This is a genomic window from Lentzea miocenica (assembly GCF_033949945.1).
Lineage (GTDB): Bacteria > Actinomycetota > Actinomycetes > Mycobacteriales > Pseudonocardiaceae > Lentzea > Lentzea miocenica.
On record NZ_JAXAVW010000010.1, the window covers coordinates 1 to 17,448 of the forward strand.

General features: G+C 71.1%; 18 protein-coding genes. 12 read left to right on the top strand and 6 right to left on the bottom strand.

Going from position 1 to position 17,448, the window contains the following annotated elements; translation table 11 throughout:
* Together SK803_RS13550 and SK803_RS13555 are read right to left on the bottom strand one after the other, a co-directional pair.
* A partial coding sequence (locus SK803_RS13550) for a PEP/pyruvate-binding domain-containing protein (protein WP_319966314.1) occupies nt 1-1,590 on the bottom strand: 1,590 nt, incomplete at its 3' end.
* On the bottom strand, nt 1,587-2,582 hold the full coding sequence (locus SK803_RS13555) for an Acg family FMN-binding oxidoreductase (protein ID WP_319966315.1): 996 nt from the start codon (nt 2,580-2,582) through the stop codon (nt 1,587-1,589). The genes SK803_RS13550 and SK803_RS13555, both read right to left, overlap by 4 nt.
* A gap of 261 nt (nt 2,583-2,843) precedes the next feature.
* Here SK803_RS13555 and SK803_RS13560 point away from each other — a divergent pair, with 261 nt between their 5' ends.
* The 5 genes from SK803_RS13560 (at nt 2,844) to SK803_RS13580 (ending at nt 6,363) form a co-directional block, all read left to right on the top strand.
* Nucleotides 2,844-3,530: a CBS domain-containing protein gene (locus SK803_RS13560; RefSeq protein ID WP_319966316.1), complete on the top strand. Its 687-nt coding sequence runs from the start codon at nt 2,844-2,846 to the stop codon at nt 3,528-3,530.
* A gap of 8 nt (nt 3,531-3,538) precedes the next feature.
* Nucleotides 3,539-4,159, top strand: coding sequence for a CBS domain-containing protein (locus tag SK803_RS13565; RefSeq protein ID WP_319966317.1), 621 nt, complete (start codon nt 3,539-3,541; stop codon nt 4,157-4,159).
* A gap of 96 nt (nt 4,160-4,255) precedes the next feature.
* Nucleotides 4,256-4,432 carry a hypothetical protein gene (locus SK803_RS13570; protein WP_319966318.1) on the top strand — a complete coding sequence of 59 codons (177 nt, stop codon included), beginning with the start codon at nt 4,256-4,258 and terminating at the stop codon, nt 4,430-4,432.
* A 3-nt stretch (nt 4,433-4,435) separates the two neighbouring features.
* On the top strand, nt 4,436-4,768 hold the full coding sequence (locus tag SK803_RS13575; RefSeq protein ID WP_319966319.1) for an ArsR/SmtB family transcription factor: 333 nt from the start codon (nt 4,436-4,438) through the stop codon (nt 4,766-4,768).
* Complete coding sequence (locus tag SK803_RS13580) at nt 4,765-6,363, top strand: SulP family inorganic anion transporter (RefSeq protein ID WP_319966320.1); 1,599 nt, start codon at nt 4,765-4,767, stop codon at nt 6,361-6,363. Before SK803_RS13575 ends, SK803_RS13580 begins: the two co-directional genes overlap by 4 nt.
* Nucleotides 6,364-6,446: 83 nt before the next feature.
* Here SK803_RS13580 and SK803_RS13585 read toward each other — a convergent pair whose 3' ends face one another.
* Nucleotides 6,447-7,385 (bottom strand): LysR family transcriptional regulator, encoded by a 939-nt coding sequence (locus SK803_RS13585; RefSeq protein ID WP_319966321.1) that lies wholly within the window; start codon nt 7,383-7,385, stop codon nt 6,447-6,449.
* A gap of 172 nt (nt 7,386-7,557) precedes the next feature.
* Between SK803_RS13585 and SK803_RS13590 the strand changes: the two genes are divergently transcribed.
* The 3 genes from SK803_RS13590 to SK803_RS13600 all read left to right on the top strand — a co-directional run bounded on the left by SK803_RS13590 (nt 7,558) and on the right by SK803_RS13600 (nt 8,981).
* The gene (locus SK803_RS13590) at nt 7,558-8,340 is read left to right on the top strand and encodes an aldo/keto reductase (protein WP_406601529.1); all 783 of its coding nucleotides are present in this window, start codon (nt 7,558-7,560) and stop codon (nt 8,338-8,340) included.
* Nucleotides 8,341-8,428: 88 nt separating this feature from the next.
* On the top strand, nt 8,429-8,614 hold the full coding sequence (locus SK803_RS13595; RefSeq protein WP_319966323.1) for a hypothetical protein: 186 nt from the start codon (nt 8,429-8,431) through the stop codon (nt 8,612-8,614).
* 10 nt (nt 8,615-8,624) lie between these two features.
* On the top strand, nt 8,625-8,981 hold the full coding sequence (locus SK803_RS13600; protein WP_319966324.1) for a hypothetical protein: 357 nt from the start codon (nt 8,625-8,627) through the stop codon (nt 8,979-8,981).
* Nucleotides 8,982-9,079: 98 nt separating this feature from the next.
* Here the strand turns inward: SK803_RS13600 and SK803_RS13605 are convergent, their stop codons facing one another.
* Nucleotides 9,080-10,123, bottom strand: coding sequence for an AraC family transcriptional regulator (locus tag SK803_RS13605; RefSeq protein ID WP_319966325.1), 1,044 nt, complete (start codon nt 10,121-10,123; stop codon nt 9,080-9,082).
* Between the two features lie 126 nt (nt 10,124-10,249).
* On the opposite strand from SK803_RS13605, the gene fabG reads away from it, so the two are divergent.
* Both fabG and SK803_RS13615 read left to right on the top strand, forming a co-directional pair.
* Nucleotides 10,250-10,954: a 3-oxoacyl-ACP reductase FabG gene (gene fabG, locus SK803_RS13610; RefSeq protein WP_319966326.1), complete on the top strand. Its 705-nt coding sequence runs from the start codon at nt 10,250-10,252 to the stop codon at nt 10,952-10,954.
* Nucleotides 10,954-11,583 carry a response regulator transcription factor gene (locus SK803_RS13615; RefSeq protein ID WP_319966327.1) on the top strand — a complete coding sequence of 210 codons (630 nt, stop codon included), beginning with the start codon at nt 10,954-10,956 and terminating at the stop codon, nt 11,581-11,583. The genes fabG and SK803_RS13615 overlap by 1 nt, the downstream gene beginning before the upstream one ends.
* Before the next feature lie 95 nt (nt 11,584-11,678).
* Here SK803_RS13615 and SK803_RS13620 read toward each other — a convergent pair whose 3' ends face one another.
* The gene (locus SK803_RS13620; protein ID WP_319966495.1) at nt 11,679-12,923 is read right to left on the bottom strand and encodes a beta-ketoacyl-[acyl-carrier-protein] synthase family protein; all 1,245 of its coding nucleotides are present in this window, start codon (nt 12,921-12,923) and stop codon (nt 11,679-11,681) included.
* 181 nt (nt 12,924-13,104) lie between these two features.
* Here SK803_RS13620 and SK803_RS13625 point away from each other — a divergent pair, with 181 nt between their 5' ends.
* Both SK803_RS13625 and SK803_RS13630 read left to right on the top strand, forming a co-directional pair.
* Complete coding sequence (locus SK803_RS13625) at nt 13,105-14,787, top strand: fatty acyl-AMP ligase (RefSeq protein ID WP_319966328.1); 1,683 nt, start codon at nt 13,105-13,107, stop codon at nt 14,785-14,787.
* A complete protein-coding gene (locus SK803_RS13630; protein WP_319966329.1) occupies nt 14,787-16,556 on the top strand; it encodes a fatty acyl-AMP ligase in 1,770 nt (589 codons plus the stop codon). The genes SK803_RS13625 and SK803_RS13630 overlap by 1 nt, the downstream gene beginning before the upstream one ends.
* 15 nt (nt 16,557-16,571) lie before the next feature.
* On the opposite strand, the gene SK803_RS13635 is transcribed toward SK803_RS13630, so the two are convergent.
* Complete coding sequence (locus SK803_RS13635; RefSeq protein WP_319966330.1) at nt 16,572-17,441, bottom strand: helix-turn-helix transcriptional regulator; 870 nt, start codon at nt 17,439-17,441, stop codon at nt 16,572-16,574.
* Between the last annotated feature and the right edge of the window lie 7 nt (nt 17,442-17,448).

Genomic DNA, 17,448 nt, shown 5'->3' on the forward strand with positions numbered 1-17,448 from the left:
TCGGTAGATGACCGGACGTGGCGCGAACGCGTGGGTGATCTGCAGCAGCGACGACGCCATGGCGCCGATGAAGTCCTCGGGACCGCGCCGCGCCAGGAACCGGCGTGGGTGCTCGGCACCGAGCGCTTCGGTGAGCATGAACTCCGCCCGCAGCAGACCGACGCCGTCCACCGGCATCGCGGCCACCTCGGCAGCGTGTTCGGGCAGAGCGAGGTTCACGTACACGCGCGTGCCGAGGGCTTCGTTCGCCTGCACCACCGGGGCGACGATGCGCGGTGCGGTGGTGATCGGCGCCGAGCCCGCACGGACCTCTCCGGAGCTGCCGTCGACCGTGATCAGCTGGCCTTCCTTCAACACCGTGGTCGCCGAACCGGTGCCGACCACGCACGGCACACGCAGTTCGCGCGCCACGATGGCGGCGTGGCAGGTGATGCCACCGCCATCGGTGACCACGGCGGACGCCCGGCGCATCGTCGGCACCCAGTCGGGGTTGGTCATCTCGGCGACCAGCACCTCGCCGTCCCGCAACCGGCCACCTTCGTCGGGGGAGCGCAGCACCCGGACGCGGCCTGAGGCGATGCCTGGAGACGCGGCTAGCCCGGCGACCAACGGACCAGTCGACGTCGGTGCCTCGTCCGGCAGGGTTGTGATCGGCCGGGACTGCACGAGCCATGTCTTGCCGTCGGCGACAGCCCACTCGGTGTCCTGCGGCTCGCCGTAGTGCCGCTGCACGCGCATGCCCAGCTGCCCGATCGCGACGACCTCGGCGTCGGTGAGCACCTGAGCGTGCGACTCCTCGGCGGTGAGTTCGATCCGCTCGTCGTTGCCGTTCGCGCCGCGCACGATCTTGTGCGTCTTGCGGCCGACACGAGTGTCCACAAGGGAGACGGCATCACCGTTGCGGCGCAACACGTACGTGTCCGGCTCGACGGATCCGCTGACCACCACCTCACCAAGTCCGAACGAGGCTTCGACGAGCATCTTGTCGCGGTCACCGCTGGAGGGATCGGCGGTGAACATGACACCGGAGCGTTCGGAGTTCACCATCCTCTGCACGACGACGGCGATCGCGGGTTCGTCGGTGATGCCCTGCTCGGCCCGGTAGGCGATCGAGCGGGTGCCGAACAACGAGACCCAGCAGTCCAGCAGCCGGTCCAGCAGGGCGTGCGCGCCTCGGGTGTTGGTGAACGTGCTGTTCATCCCCGCGAACGACGCACCGGCGGTGTCCTCCGAGGTGGCCGAGGACCGGACTGCCACGGACTCGTTCTGGCCGAGGTCGCGGTACGCCTGCAACACCGCGTGCCGCACGTCGTCGGAGACACCCGCCTTGCGCACCAGCTCACGCATCCGCTCGGCGCACTCCTCCAGCCGCTGCGGCGAAGTACCGCGGTCGAGCGCGATGGTGAGTTCCGCGGCGATGTCCTCGCGAACCTGCTTCATGGACGTGCGGAACGCCTCGGCGGTGACGACGAAGCCGGGCGGCACCGGCAGCCCCGCACGGGTGAGTTCACCGAGATTGGCGCCCTTGCCACCGGCGACGGCGGTGTCGCTCTTGCCGAGCGTGCTGAAGTCGCGGAGGTAGGTGGTCACTTCGGCTCCTGGCCGCGGAGGAGGTCGATGACGGGACGGCGGGGCGTGGCGGGCAGCGGGTCGGCGTTGAACGCGGTCCAGCCGACGCGGATCACCAGCTGCGGGCAGGAGGCGCCGCCGAGGACCTCGTCGCGCACCAGGTCCCTGGTCTCCAGGACCTCCAGCGGCTGGCTGAGCGGGCAGCTCGCCAGACCCGCGGCGGTGGCTTCCAGCAGCACCGCGCTGGTCGCTTCGCCGGCCCGCAGCCGGGACAGGTCGTCGTCGGACGAGGTGCTCAGCACGAGCAGCGTTCCCGCGTCCTCACCCAGCAGGCTGGGACCGCCTTGCGGCAACGATCCCGGCGCGAACTCGCGCATCCGGAGGTCGCCGTACTGGTGGGACCCCGCGGGGATGTTGGCGGCGGGAACACCGGCCGACGCACCGGGATGGACGCCGCTCCATTGCCGGATCTCGGCCTGGTAGGCGGGGTCGGCCTCCTGGATGCCGGCGGCCTTGCCGATCGCGATCAGCAGTTCGTCGTGCGCCTTGCCGGTGAGGATGTGGGCGTCGACTCCTTCGGCGCGGGCGTTCATCACGAGTTGCTGGAGGATCTCGTCGGGGGCGGGCCAGGACGAGAAAGCGCGCCGATCGCTGCGCCTGCGCGGGATCGCGGCGGCGAGAGCGACGTGCGACTCCTTCGGTTCGAACGGCTGGAACTCGATCGCCGCGAGGTGGTCGGGCAGGGCGGGGTTGGGCAGCCGGTGGACCCTCGCACGCCAGCCGAGCGCCGCGAGCCCGACCCGCAGGTGGTGCAACGCCGCCCCGCAGCTGATGATCAGGTCTGCGCCCAGCGGATCGGTCGCGGGCAGGCCGCGCGTGCGGTCGGCGTGCAGGTGCAGGCTGCGCGCACCGACTTCCCAGCGCCACGGCTGGGAGTTGTGCACGGACGGCGCCCGTCCTGCCAGCGCTACCGCCGCTCGTACCGTCGTCTCGTCGGGCTGACCGCGGTCCATCCCGCTCACCTCCACGTTGAAGTCCTGCCTTGAAGCTCGCAGCACGGGCGCCCGCTGGAGAGGGGCCTACGTCCCGGCCTGGCCGGGACCCGAGGCACTCACCCGAGCTGAACACCACGAGATCCCGCTTACGCAGGGTCCTTCGGTCCTCTCGCCAGGATCGGAACGTCCCGTCCCGCCCACGCCCTTGGCGGGTGTTTGACCGCTACGTCGCCGACAAGGCTTGGTCACACAACGAACCGAGGATCGCCGGAGGGTGTCATGCGTGAACCGACAGTCGCCTCGCTGATGACACACGAGGTGATCACCGCAGACGTCGAGTGCCCGTTCAAGGGCCTCGTGCGGCTGCTGGAGGACAACGGGATCAGCGCGGTCCCCGTGCTCGACGGCGGCTGTCCGGTCGGTGTCGTCTCGGAAGCCGATCTGCTGCCCAAGGAGGAGTTCCGCGGCGGCACCGCGGAAGCGCCCGGTGTGTTCGCGGGCCGCGCGACGAAGCACCGCTGGGAGCAGGCGAGCGGGGTGACCGCCCGCGACGTGATGACGTCGCCGGTCAGGACCATCTCGCCGGACCTCGCCGCCAGCGCGGCCGCCCGTGAACTGCCAGCCGCCGGCGTGCGCAGGCTCTTCGTCGTGGACTCCGACGGCGCGCTGGTCGGCGTGCTGTCCCGCCGCGACCTGCTGAAGCTCTTCGTGCGTGAGGACGACGAACTGCGCACGACGATCCGCGACGAGGTCTTCGGCCGGATGCTGTGGGTGGATCCCGACCCCCTCTACATCGCGGTGACCGGCGGTGTGGTGACGCTGCAAGGGAAGTTGGAGCGGCAGAGCGAGGTCGAGATCGCCGGACACCTCGTGCGCGCCCTGCCGGGCGTGGTGGAAGTGCACAACCGACTGCGGGCTGGGTGGAACGACACCACGCACACCCGTCAGACCGAGATTTTCGGCTGAGGAGCGTCATGAGGACTCGAGATGTGATGACGACGGACGTCGTGGTCGTCGAACAGGGCACGCCGGCGCGCGATGCGGCCCAGCTGCTCGCCGAACGTGGGTTCACCGCCCTGCCCGTGGTCGACGCCTCGGGCACGCTGGTCGGCATGGTCAGCGAGGCCGATCTGCTGCGAGATCGCCTGCCTCAGGATCCGAGGGGGCTGGTGCACGGCGAACCCGTCAAAGCCAGGCAGGTGCCCGCGGACGCGGTCGCCCAGGTGATGACGAAGTCCCCGGTGACCGTGAGCCCGAACACCGATCTGGCCGAGGTCGCCGCCCTGATGCTCGACCACGGTGTGCGCAGCGTGCCGGTCGTCCGTGAGGGCCACCTCGCCGGCATCGTGACCCGCCGCGACATGCTGCGCTCCATCACCCGCGCGGACTGGGTCGTCGAGGCCGAGATCCACAACCGGCTCGGCATGGTCGGTGGCGCGCAACGGTGGCAGGTCGCGGTGAGCGACGGCAAGGTGTCCATCCTGGACAAGGGCAACAGCGCCACCGAACGGCACGTGGTCGACGTGCTGGTCCGCGCGGTCGCAGGCGTGACCGACGTCGAGTTCACCACCGAACCCGTGCGCGCGGGGAGCTGACCGCCGGTTCGCCGAGCGTCCTGCCGGCGCACTGGAGCCGGCGGAGTTGTAGAGTGTCGAATTGAAGAATTCTTCAATTCGACAGGTTGTGGTCGCGTGAACGAGTTCGTGGACAGCCTGCTCATCCGCGTTGAGCAGGCGGAGCAGGCAGTGCGGCGGGCGGTGGAGCAGCAGGACGAGTACGCGGCGGAGGTGCACGGCGCTGACCTCGCCAACCTGCGGCGCTTGGCGGCTGAACACGGGGTGCCGGTCGACGCGCCCGAGGAGGGCTGAGCGGTGCCGGTTCCGCTGTACCAGGCGAAGGCCGAGTTCTTCCGGATGCTCGGCCACCCGGTGCGCATCCGGGTGCTGGAGCTGTTGCAGGACGGCCCGAAGGCGGTGCGTGACCTGCTGACCGAGATCGAGGTCGAGGCGTCCAACCTCTCCGCGCAGCTGGCCGTGTTGCGCAGGTCCGGCATCGTGACGGCGACTCGCGAGGGTTCGACGGTGGTGTACGCCCTCGCGGGCGCGGACGTGGCCGATCTGATGAAGGCGGCCAGGAGGATCCTCACCGAGCTGCTGGTCGGGCAGAACGAGCTGCTCGCGCAGTTGCGCGAGGACTCCGCGTGAGAGCTTTCCTGCCGGTCAAGGCGGACTGGTCGGCCGCGACGCCGAGAGATGTGGTCGCTGGTCTGACGGTCGCGGTCGTGGCGTTGCCGCTGGCACTGGGATTCGGGGTGGCGTCGGGCCTCGGTGCTGCCGCCGGACTGGCGACCGCGATCGTGGCAGGCGCCCTGGCCGCGGTCTTCGGCGGCTCGAGCCTGCAGGTGTCCGGGCCGACCGGCGCGATGACCGTGGTGCTGGTGCCGATCGTCGCGACGTTCGGGCCGGGCGGTGTGCTGACCGTCGGCCTGCTCGCCGGCGTGCTGCTCCTCGCCCTGGCGGTGGCCAGAGCCGGGCGCTACATGCGGTACGTGCCGGCTCCGGTGGTCGAGGGCTTCACCCTCGGCATCGCCGCGGTCATCGCGTTGCAACAGATCCCCGCGGCACTCGGTGTGCCCACTCCCGCCGGGCACAACGTCGTGGTGAGCGCTGTGAAGGCGTTCGGGTCCGGCCCGGCTCTGCCTGCCGTCGCCCTCGCGGGCGGAGTCGTCGTGATCATGCTCGTCGGCGCGCGCTGGAAACCGGCGATTCCCTTCTCGCTGCTGGCCGTGGGGGCGGGAACAGCGGTGGCGGAGATCTGGTCCCTGTCCGTGCCCCGAATCGGCACGTTGCCCGCGTTGCTGCCCGCGCCGTCACTGTCCTTTCTGGACCTGGGCGCGCTGTGGTCGCTGCTGCCGTCCGCGATCGCCGTGGCCGCGCTCGCCGCCCTGGAGAGCCTGCTGTCAGCGACGGTCGCCGACGGCATGAGCGTGAACCAGCGGCACGACCCGGACCGCGAGCTCTTCGGCCAGGGCATCGCGAACGTCATCACACCGATGTTCGGCGGCGTGCCCGCGACCGCGGCGATCGCGAGGACGGCGGTCAACGTCCGGTCGGGTGCGAGCTCGCGACTGGCGGCCCTGGTGCACGCGGTGACGCTGGCCGTGATCATGCTGGTGGCGGCGCCGGTGGTCGGACGCATCCCGTTGGCCGTGCTGGCCGGCGTTCTGCTCGCCACCGCGGTGCGGATGGTCGAGGTCGGTTCGGTCCGGGTCCTGATGCGCGCGAACCGTTCCGACGCGGTGGTGCTCGCCCTCACCGCGATCGCGACGCTGGCACTCGACCTCGTCACCGCCGTGATCGTCGGCCTCGTCGTGGCGGGAGCACTGGCACTGCGCGCCGTCGCCAGGTCGGCACGGATCGACGAGGAACCGCTGGAGCCCGGCGATCACACCGTGGAGGAGCATGAACTGCTCGCCCAGCACATCGTCGCCTACCGGTTGGACGGACCGCTGTTCTTCGCCGCCGCACATCGCTTCCTGCTGGAACTCACCGAGATCGCGGCGGTCTCCGTGGTGATCCTGCGCATGTCCCGCGTGTCCACAATGGATGGCACCGGGGTGCTGGTCCTGCGCGACGCCGTCGAGAGGTTGGAACACAGGGGCGTCACCGTGCTGCTCTCCGGCGTGCGCGAGGAGCACCGCCGCCAGCTGGAAACCCACGGGGTGCGCACGTTCGCCAGCACGCCCGAGGCCATCGAGCACGCGCGAAACCACCTGCGCCGCAACGGCACCCTGCCGTGACGTATTCGATGGCCGAGATCGGTGCCGTCAGCTGACGAACTTGTCGAGGACCGCGTTGAACGCCGCCGGGTTCTCCAACCGGGTCATCGGCTCGGCGACCCGCGCTCGGCCACGTTGTCGGTGTCGCACTGCCGGGCGGCGTCCTGCAGGGCGCGCAGCGCCGCCCGGCAAGCGGGGCGGTTCGTGGTGCTGTTGCGCCACAACGCGAACACCCGTCGCCGGGGTGGCGGGTGCAACCGCACGAACCGGACACCGACCGGTGCGGGGCCGCGCCCGAGCCGGGGGATGATCGCGGCGCCGAGCCCCGCCGCCACCACCGCGAGCTGGGTGGAGTGCTCCGAGGCGGTGTGCCTGACTCGGCGCTCGATTCCGTTGCGGCGCAGGGTGTTCTCGAGCCAGCCGTGGCAGATCTCGTCGCTGGGCCAGCCCACCCAGTCCTCATCGCCCAGCTCGTCCAGGGTGACGGTGGCCCGGTCGGCGAACGGGTGTTCGGCGGGCAGGGCCACATCGAGAACGTCTTCCAGCAGCGGGGCGCAGGAGATCCCGTCGGGCACCGTGAGGGGCTGCTCAGGCCAGTCCTGCACGACCGCGATGTCGATGTCGGCGTGCCGCAGCTGTGCGATCGACTCGGTGGGTTCCAGTTCCGCGAGCCGCGCGGACAGGTCCGGGTGCCGCTGCCGCAACGTGTGCAGCACCGTCGGCAGCAGGCCGCGGGCGGCCGTGGCGAACGCGGCCACGGTGAGCGATCCGGCCACCGCGCCGCGGTGCCCGGCGAGGTCCATCTCGACGAGTTCGACCTGCTGCAGCAGCCTGCCCGCGTGCTCCGCGAGCAGTTCGCCGGCGTCGGTGAGGCGGATGCCGCGCCCCTGCTTCTCCAGCAGGCGCTGGCCGACCTCGCGCTCCAGCCTGGACAGTTGCTGCGACACCGCCGAGGTGGTCACGTGCAGCGCCTCGGCGGCGCCGCGGACCGATCCCGTGGTGGACACCGCGTGGAGGGTCCGCAGGCGTTCCAGGTTCAACACATTAGCGATGCTACGCGGTCGCGCGAAGAATGTTTCGATTGTCTTAGCAACGCTGGGACGGCAGTGTCGGTGCCGCAGGAACCGACACTCGCGAGGAGAATCTGTGCATCCCGACCGTCACCACCTCGTCCTCGGCGGCGACCTTCCGGTCCACCAGCTGGGTTTCGGCGCCATGCGGCTGCCGGCGGACGACCCGGCCGCCGCGCACGCCCTGGCCCGCCGCGCGGTCGACCTCGGCATCACCTTCATCGACACCGCCGACTCCTACGACCTCGGCCGCAACGAGGAGCTGCTGGCCGAGGCCCTTCACCCGTACCCCGACGGCGTCGTGGTGGCCACCAAGGCCGGCCAGTGCCACCCCGGCGACGAGTGGATCCCGCTCGGTCGGCCGGAGTACCTGCGCCAGCAGGCCGAGCTGAGCCTGCGCCGGCTGCGGGTCGAGCGCATCGACCTGTTCCAGCTGCACCGGATCGACCCCGCGGTGGCGCTGGCCGATCAGATCGGCGCGTTGAAGCAGCTGCAGGACGAAGGAAAAGTGCGGCACGTCGGGCTGTCCGAGGTGTCCGTGGAGCAGATCGTCGAAGCTGGGCGGATCACCCCGATCGTGAGCGTGCAGAACCGGTACAACCTCGACGACCGGCGCTCGGAGAACGTGCTGGTGCACTGCGAGCGGCACGGCATCGCGTTCCTGCCCTGGCTGCCGATCGCGCCAAGCGTGCGGTCGCACTCACCCGTGACCGAGGTCGCCCGCCGGCTCGGAGTCACCCCGGCGCAGGTCGCACTGGCGTGGCTGCTGCGCCGGTCGAAGGTCATGCTCCCCATCCCCGGCACGTCCTCCCTGCGCCACCTCGAGGAGAACGCCGGCGCGGTGAACGTCGATCTGCCAGACGAGGACTTCGACCGCCTCAGTCTGCTCGGCCTGCCGACCCGGGGTCACGAGATGTCGCGCGCTTGAGCCCAGCCCGGTCAGGATTCCATCCAACCGCGGATCTGGTTGACGTCGCGCCTGGGCGATGCTCGTCCTTGGTCGAGGTGTGCGGTGGATGCAGAAGGTGCTGGCCGAGCTGAGCACCGCCCGTCGCATGCTCGCGGGCGCCGCCCCGTACGAGGTGCGGACGCGCTTGTGCAACGCCGTGGCGGATCTGCACAACCTCGCGGGGTGGACCTGCTTCGACACAGGCCGCCCTGGCCCATTTCACGCGGGCACTCGAGCTGGCGTCGTCCGGTGACGCCGGCGACTTGACCGCCAACATCTACTACCGGATCGGCAGGGTCCACCTGCACCACAACGATTCTGCCCAGGCCCTGACCGACTTCCAGAGGGGGGAGCACGTCGCGCGCGACCGCCGTGCGACGTTGGCGACCTCTCTCCTGCTGGCCAACCAAGCCTGGGCGCACGCCACGCTCGGCCGGGCCGACGACGCACTGCGGCTGCTCGGCCGAGCCGTGGACGCCTTCGACCAGGCCGCCCCGGCCACACCGCCGTCCTGGCTGGCCTTCTACGACCGAACCGACCTGTCCGGGCTCACCGGCGTCATCTACACCGAACTCGCGCAGCGAGCCGACACCACCACAACACGGACGCACAGCACCTGATCGACCGGGTGGACTCGCTCGCCGGCCCGTAGTCCCGGAGCCGGCCGGTGCTGCCCGGGGAGACTCGCGGTGCGGTGATCGAGCGGCCGGCGACTCCCTCAAGACCATTTGTGGCGGCTCGGATGGGCACCGGGCGTGGTGCCCGTCCATCTGCGGAACGCGCGGATGAACGTGGCGGCGTCGGCATAGCCCAGGCGCAGCGCGATCTGCTCGACGCTGAGGCGGTGCATGGTCATGAGCTCGATCGCCTTGGCGCGCCGGACCTCGTCCAGGAGGTGGCGCAGTGACGTCCCTTCCCCGGCGAGATGCCGGCGCAGCGTGCGGGCCGACAGGTGCAGGCGTGCGGCGATGAGTTCGGCGTCGGTCACTCCTTCCGCGATGATCGTCCGCACGTTCTGCGCGACGCAGGGGGAGCAGCGTTCGCTCAGCAGCGAGCGGCACGCGCGCTCGCACACCGTCATGGTGAGCGGATCCGACTGGGGCAGCGGAAGATCCAGCACGGCGATGTCGGTGACGATCGCGTTGTGCGGCGCGTCGAACCGCACTGGTGTCCTGAGCGCCTTCTCGTAGTCGACGGACACCGCACGGGGGACGCGGAACTCCACGCGCATCGACGGGGGCGACTCGCCGAGGATGGTGCGGAGGATGCCCGCCGTGACCGCGATCTCCCGCTCGACGAGGAACGGCCTCAGCGCCGCCGAGGAACCCTCGTCGTCCACGATCAGACTGGCCTCGCCGCCTGACACCCGCATGTCCAGACCGGTGACCGCGTAGGTGAGCGGCAGGTACCGCATGCCGAACTCGACGGCACCGCGGACCGTCGGGCAGGTCAGCATCGCGAAGCCCCAGACACCATAGGCGCGCAACGAAAGGCGCTCGCCGACCGCGAGTCCGACGCCGGACGCGCTGCCGGTCGCCGTGACGAGGTTGGCCGCGACGGCGAGTTCCTGCGTCCCGCTCACCACCGTGTCGCCGTGCAGCATCGCGGGCGAGATCCCGGTGTCGTGCAAGCACTTCCGCGCGTCCACGCCGTGCTCGGCGCCGACCTCGACCATCGCCCGCACGCCGGCCGCGCCACGACGGAACCGCTGCGGATGGCCGGAAAGGTCAACAGGTCGGCCGTGACGGCCAGCAGGCGGCACCGTTGATCTCCCTAACCTCGAACCAGGTTGAGGGCGCCGGTGCCCGAATCCGATCCCACGATAGGGGCGGCCGGGACACCGACCTGCGGCATCACCCGGACGCCGATGATCCAAAAGGAGCACACGATGACCCGCACAGTGCTGGTGACCGGAGGCAACAGGGGTATCGGCAGGGCGATCGCGGAGGCGTTTCTCTGCGACGGCGCGAAGGTGGCGGTGACCCATCGAGGTGGCGAGTGCCCGACGGGCGCGTTCGGCGTGAAGTGCGACGTGACCGAAGGAGAGCAGGTCGACGCGGCGTTCACGGCGGTCGAGTCGGAACTGGGACCCGTGGAGGTGCTCGTGGCCAACGCCGGGATCACCGACAGCACCCTCATCACCCGGATGACCGAGGACAGGTTCACCTCGGTGCTCGACACGAATCTCACCGGTGCGTGGCGCTGTGCCCGGCGGGCCGCCACGCCGATGACGCGGGCCCGGAACGGCCGGATGATCTTCATCTCCTCGGTGGTCGGGATGTACGGCAGCGCCGGTCTGACCAACTACGCCGCGAGCAAGGCGGGGCTGATCGGCCTCGCTCGCTCACTCGCCCGTGAACTGGGCAGTCGCGGCGTGACCGCGAACGTCGTCGCGCCGGGGTACGTCAACACCGACATGACCTCGTCGCTGCCCGAGCAGTACGGCAAGCAGTACCGGGACTCGATCCCGTTGCGCCGCTTCGCCGAACCCGAGGAGGTCGCCGCGGCGGTGGTGTGGCTGGCCGGTGACTCGGCGCGGTACGTGACGGGGGCCATCCTGCCCGTCGACGGTGGCATGGGAATGGGGCACTGATGCTCGTCTCCGTGCTGCTCATCGATGACGAGGTCCTGGTCCGCACCGGGTTCCGGCACGCGTTGGAAGAGGACGCCGACGTGGTCGTGGTGGGGGACACGGCTCGTGCGGCCGAAGGACTGCTGCTCGCGCAGAGACATCGGCCGCACGTGGTGATCACCGCAGACGTCACCGCGGTAGCGCGACTCCGGACGTGCGCAACCGGCGTCATCGTTCTTGCTGTGGAGAACACCGACGAGCAGCTGCACCGGGTGCTGAGCGACGGCGCGCGAGGCTTCCTGCTCAAGCGGTCGAGCCGGGAGGAGCTGCTCGCCGCGGTGCGTGCTGTGGCGCGGGGCCACGCCTACCTCTGCGCCGAGGTGACGGGACGTCTGCTGGACCGGTTCGAGATCGTGCCCCCGGCCGAGGAGCTGGACCGTGGGCTGGGGCTGCTCAGCGACCGGGAACGCCAGGTGCTCGTCAGGATGGCGCGCGGCCGCAGCAACGACGAAATAGCGCGCGAGCTCTACCTCACCTGCGCCACCGTCAAGTCCCACGTCTCGCACGTCCTCGCGAAACTGGGACAGCCCAACAGGATGCACGCGGCACTGCTCGCCCAGCGCATGGGGCTGCTCAGCCGGGCCGGGTGAAGGCGAGCACGACGTTGTGGCCGCCGAAGCCGGGCGGGGGGGGTGGAGATCGCTGCCCTCGGTCCGCGGGTGCCGCGGCTGTGCGCTGGGTTTGTTCAGCCGGGCCGGGTGAAGGCGAGCACGACGTTGTGGCCGCCGAAGCCGAACGAGTTGGAGATCGCCGCCCCGATCCGCGCGTGCCGCGGCCGGTCCGCGACGATCTCCAGCTTCACGTCGGAGTCCTGGTCGTCGAGGTTGCGCGTCGGCGGGACGATGCCGTCCCGCACGGCTAGCACGGTGAAGATCGCCTCGACCGCGCCCGCGCCGCCGATCAGGTGGCCGGTCACCGACTTCGTCGCGGTGACCAGCGGGTGCGGGCCCAGCGCCTCCAGGACGGCGGCCGCCTCGACGCGGTCGCCGACCTGGGTGCCCGGTGCGTGCGCGTTGACGTGCGTGACGTCGTACGGGCTCAGCCCCGCCGACCGCAACGCGTGCCGGATGGCGCGGATCTGGCCGTCCGGTGACGGCGCGGTCATGTCGTGCGCGTCGGAGGTCATGCCGATGCCGGCGAGCCTGGCGGCGATCTTGGGTCCTCGCGCGCGGGCGAACGAGCCGCGTTCCAGCACGAGCGCGCCCGCGCCCTCACCCATGACGAACCCGTCCCGGCCGGAGTCGAACGGCCGGGACGCGCCCTCCGGCTGGTCGTGTCTGCGGGACAGCGCTCCCATTCGCGCGAACGCCGCGATCGAGAGCCTGCCGAGGCACGCCTCGGTGCCGCCGGCGACGACGACGTCCGCGAGTCCCCGGCGCAGCAGCGCGGCACCGAGCGCGATCGCCTCCGCGCCGGACGCGCACGCGCTGGTCGGAGCGTGCGCACCGCCTCGCGCACCGAGGTCCATGCTCACGGCGGCGGCCGGGCCGTTCGGCATGAGCATCGTGACGGTGAACGGCGACACGCGGTCGGGACCGAGCTCCTGGCAGCGGTCGTACTGCTCGACCAGAGTGCCGCCACCGCCCATCCCGGTGCCGAACACCACCGCCAGCCGTTCCGGCTCCACCTCCGGCGCTCCGGCGTCCGCCCACGCCTGCCGTGCCGCGACGACGGCGAGCTGCTGGCAGCGGTCCATCCTGCGGCGTGCCACGCGATCGAGCATCAACCCGGGATCCTCGCGCACCGGGGCGCCGAGCCGCACGGGCAGATCGGCCGCCCACGGCGCGTCGAGCAGGCGCACACCGGAGGTGCCGGCCATCAGTCCGTCCCAAGTGGACTGGACGTCGCCTCCCTGCGGAGTCGTCATGCCGAGGCCGGTGACGACGATCTCCTCCTCTCCTCCCGGCAACGGCGGCAGGGACGGGTGCATCAGGGCGAAGTCGAGGAACGTGTGTTCATGAGGCATACCACGAGGAGAACACCGCAACGTCCGCGGCGGCAGCGGTCGCGAGACGGATCCGCGCCTCCGTCGCGCGACCGATCACGGCGCCGCCTGATCTCCGTAACGTCCGCACCGCAAGGAAATCACCTCAGACAGGAGTTGATGCGCGGTGTCAGCGGAAACGGCGGCAGACGTGGCGAACCTGGCGGAGCTGTGTCGCAGACAGGCCGAGCGCAGAGGTGAGGAACGCGCGTTCGTGTTCCTGGAAAGCGGTGTCGTGGAATCGGCCTCGCTCACCTACGGAGAGCTGGATCGGCGGGCACGCGCGATCGCCGTGCGGCTGCGATCGCTCGCGCTACCGGGATCGCGCGCACTGCTGTGCCATCCACCCGGACTCGACTTCGTGGCGGCGTTCCTCGGTTGTCTGTACTCGGGAATCATCGCCGTGCCTGCCCCGCCGGTGCGCCGCGCGGCCGGCGATGCCCGGCACACCCGGTTGCTCGCCATCGCGGACGACTGCGACCCCGCGCTCCTGCTGTCCACATCGGACACCATCGCCGGCGTGCGGGCGGTGCTCGGCGACCGGCTGATCGTCCCGCTCGCCACGGACACCGTCACGGACGGCGAGTCCGAGTGGTGCGAGCCGGACCAGCAGAGCGAGATCGCCTATCTGCAGTACACCTCCGGCACCACGGGCAGGCCCAAGGGCGTGGTGCTGACCCACGCGGGCGTGCTGCACAACCTCGACCTCATCGTCCGGGGCGGCTCACGACCGGACGAGGACTACGGACGGCTCGCGCCGACGGTGTCCTGGCTGCCGGTGTTCCACGACATGGGGCTCGTCGGCGGCGTTCTGCAGCCGCTGTTCCTCGGTCAGCTGTCGGTGCTGATGTCGGCGCAGTCGTTCGCGCGGGTGCCGGCCAACTGGTTGCGGGCGATCTCCCGCTACGGCGCGGAGATCGCCGCCTCGCCCAGCCTCGGGTACGAGCTGTGCCTGCGCCGGGTGACCGACGACCAGCGGGACGGCCTCGACCTGAGCCGCTGGCGCATCGCCGCGATCAGCGACGAGCCGCTGCGCGCGTCGACGATCGACCGGTTCGCGGCCCGGTTCGCCCCGAGCGGGTTCCGCCGGACGGCGTTCTTCCCCAGCTACGGCATGGCGGAGTCGACCGTGCTGATCAGCGGTGGTCCCCTCGAGGGTCAACCGGTGGTGCGCCCGTTCGACTCGGCGGCGCTGGAACACGGCCACGTCGAACGGGCTTCGAGCGGCGCCGGCGCGCGGAGCCTGGTCGGCTGCGGCGAGCCGGACCCGTCGCTGGACGTGGTCATCGCGGATCCGGAGACCCGCGTGCCGCTCGGGCCAGGCGAGGTCGGCGAGATCCTCGTGTCCGGCCCGAGCATCGGCGCCGGGTATTGGAAAGACCCCGTCGGCACCGAACGCACGTTCCGCGCGGAGGTGGGAGATCGCCGCTTCCTGCGCACCGGAAACCTGGGCTTCCTGTTCGAGGGCCAGCTCTTCGTCACCTGCCGGATCCCCGACCTGCTGGAGGTCGACGGTCGTCAGCTCTACCCGTACGACATCGAGGCGACGGTGGTGGCGAGCCACGCCGGGGTGCGGACGGCGTGTGCGGTCATGGACGGCACGCACGTCGTGGTGTTCGCCGAGGTCGACCACCGGTACCGCGGCACGTCGCAGGACGAGATCCGGCATGCCGTCTCCGTGGCCGTGCACGCGGAGAACGGAGTGGTGCTCAACCGGGTCGCGCTGCTGTCACCCGGCGCGTTGCCGCTCACCACGAGCGGAAAGCTGCGCCGGGCCGCCTGTCGTTCGCTCATGCTGGGAGACAAGTGATGCACATCCGCAACGGGGTGCGGCTGCCGAAGGGGGTCGCGGGCGGCAGGCGCAAGTTCACCACGCTGGTCGACCTGTGCCAGGCCCGCGCCGCCGCCGAGCCCGACCTGCGCGCGTACACCTTCTACGCCGACGGGCGAACGGAGTGGGACGCGCTGACACTGGCCGACCTCGACCGCCGGGCACGGGCGCTGGCGGTGCAGCTCACCGGCCTCGCGCCCACCGGTAGCCGCGCGTTGCTGTGCTTCGAGCCCGGCCTGGACTTCCACATCGCGTTCCTCGGCTGCCTGTACGCCGGGCTGATCGCGGTGCCGGTCGCGCCGCTCGACGGCACCCGCACGAGTCTGAAGGTGGGCAGGATCGAGTCGATCGTCGCGAGCTGCGCGCCCGAGCTGTTGCTCTCCACCGGCCTCACCTTCGCCAAGTGCCTCGCGGTGGTCGAGGAGTCCCCGGCCCTCAACGGCCTGGTGCGGGTGGCGATCGACGAGACGGACCCGGCGCTCGCGCAGCGGTGGACACCACCCGGCATCGGCATCAACACGCCGGCCTACCTGCAGTACTCCTCCGGATCGACCGGTGAGCCCAAGGGCGTGACGCTGACCCACGGCAACGTCCTGCACAACCTCGCGCTGATCCACGACAATCTGTACCGCTCGTCCGACGAGGAAGGGCTGCCCCGCCCGCCGAGCGTGTCGTGGCTGCCGTCGCACTACAACATGGGCCTGATCGGCGGCGTGCTCGATCCGCTCTACGCCGGCCGGTCCGCGCTCCTGTTCCCGGCAGGGGTGTTCGTCCGCAGCCCGGTCAGCTGGCTGCGGCTGATCTCACAGCTCGGCAGGGCGGACAGCTGCGCGCCCAACTTCGCGCTGGACCTGTGCGTGCGGCGCATCTCCGAGGTCCAGATGGCAGGCCTCGACCTGAGCGGCTGGGAGATGGCGCTCCTCGGCGGCGAGCCGGTCAGGGCCGAGACGCTCGACCGGTTCTGCGAGGTGTTCGCTCCCAGCGGCCTGCGCAGGGGCACGCTCGTGCCGGGATACGGCCTCGCGGAGTCCACCGTGATGGTCACCAGCGCGGTGGTCGGCGAGGGGCCGGTGGTGTTGCGCTGCGACGCCGACGCCCTGACCAGGGGACGGGTGCGGCCGGTCGACCCGCCGGGAGGCAGGCGGCTGGTGAGCTGCGGTCCGATCTCGGCGTCGATCACCCTGGTGGTGGCCGATCCCGACACGCTGCAGGAGTGCGCTGAAGGCGAGACCGGCGAGATCTTCGTGCAGGGCCCGAGCGTGGGCACCGGCTACTGGAACCGGCCGGACGAGGTGTTCCACGCCGAGCTGCCCGGCAGGCGCGGCACGTTCCTGCGCACCGGCGACACCGGCTTCCGCTGGGACGGCGAGCTGTTCGTCACCGGCCGGGCCAAGGAGGTGATCATCATCGCCGGCGCGAACCACCATCCGCACGACCTGGAGGCGACCGCGGAGACCGCGCACCCCGCCGTGCTCGCGTGCTGCGTGCTCGGCGTCGACGACGGGCAACGCGAACAGGTCGTCGTGCTGGCGGAGGTCCTCGGCGAGGTCGACGCGGAGGAGATCGCGATGGCGGTGCGGCGGACCGTCCACACCGGACACGGCGTGCGGGTCGACGACGTCGCGGTGGTTCCGGCCGGATCGTTGCCGCGCAGCTCCAGCGGCAAACTGCTGCGCGCCGGATGCCGGGACGCGTACACGGCGGGTGCCCTCGGCTCGGCCGGCCTCGGATCCGGCACCGGGCGATGACGTGGCGTCGAACGGTCAGTTGACGGCGAGGCCGCCGGTCATGGTCTGGGTGCCGATGACGCTGAGGAGCTTGAGCTTGTCCGCCGCGTCGCTGCCGGGAGCGGCCGTGCAGGCGACGACCCGCAGATCGGTGCCGGGGGCGATGAGCACGTCGCAGTCGAGGGTGATCGTTCCGGCGTCCGGGTGGTCGACGGTCTTGGTGTCCGTCTCGTGGATGCCCACGATTCCGGTGTCCCACAGGCGGGCGAACGCGGTGCTGGCGGCGCGCAGGTCCCTGATCAGGGACAGCAGGCCGGAGTCGGCGGGATAGCGAGCGGTCGCCGCTCTGAGGTCGGCGACCACCGCCGCCTCGAACCGGGCGCGCTGCACGGGGGAGTGGGTGACCCTGTCCGGCAGCCCGGTGAAGTGGCGCCACACGACGTTGCGCTCACGGCCGCGCTGCGCGGACGGGTCCCCGAACAGCGCGGCCCACAGCGGGTTCCACAGGACCAGGTTCCAGGCGGCGTCGTGCACGCTCAGTGGTGCGCTGTCGAGCTGGTCGAGCAGCCTGCGCAACCCAGGGGGTATGTGGGTGGACAGTTGTCCGGGGCCTGGTGGCTGGTGCCCGCCGAGCAGGAAGAGGTGCTCGCGTTCGGCCGCCGACAACCGCAGGGCGCGCGAGATGGAGGACAGCACCTGCTGGGACGGCGACGTGGCCCGTCCCTGTTCCAGCCGGACGACGTAGTCCACCGACAGGCCGGCGAGCTGCGCCAGCTCCTCGCGCCGCAGGCCCGCCGCCCGGCGCGTGCCGCCGGCGGGCAGCCCGACGGCCGCGGGATCCGTCCGGTCACGCCAGCCGCGCAGCGCCCTGCCCAGACCCGTGCCCACGTTCCCCGATGCGCTCACGAGTTCA

Coding starts and splice junctions, on each gene's coding strand:
- SK803_RS13555 (WP_319966315.1), bottom strand. CDS start 2,582: ATGGACCGCGGTCAGCCCGACGAGACGACGGTACGAGCGGCGGTAGCG.
- fabG (WP_319966326.1), top strand. CDS start 10,250: ATGACCCGCACAGTGCTGGTGACCGGAGGCAACAGGGGTATCGGCAGG.
- SK803_RS13565 (WP_319966317.1), top strand. CDS start 3,539: ATGAGGACTCGAGATGTGATGACGACGGACGTCGTGGTCGTCGAACAG.
- SK803_RS13630 (WP_319966329.1), top strand. CDS start 14,787: ATGCACATCCGCAACGGGGTGCGGCTGCCGAAGGGGGTCGCGGGCGGC.
- SK803_RS13615 (WP_319966327.1), top strand. CDS start 10,954: ATGCTCGTCTCCGTGCTGCTCATCGATGACGAGGTCCTGGTCCGCACC.
- SK803_RS13595 (WP_319966323.1), top strand. CDS start 8,429: ATGCAGAAGGTGCTGGCCGAGCTGAGCACCGCCCGTCGCATGCTCGCG.
- SK803_RS13620 (WP_319966495.1), bottom strand. CDS start 12,923: ATGCACCCGTCCCTGCCGCCGTTGCCGGGAGGAGAGGAGGAGATCGTC.
- SK803_RS13590 (WP_406601529.1), top strand. CDS start 7,558: ATGCGGCTGCCGGCGGACGACCCGGCCGCCGCGCACGCCCTGGCCCGC.
- SK803_RS13560 (WP_319966316.1), top strand. CDS start 2,844: ATGCGTGAACCGACAGTCGCCTCGCTGATGACACACGAGGTGATCACC.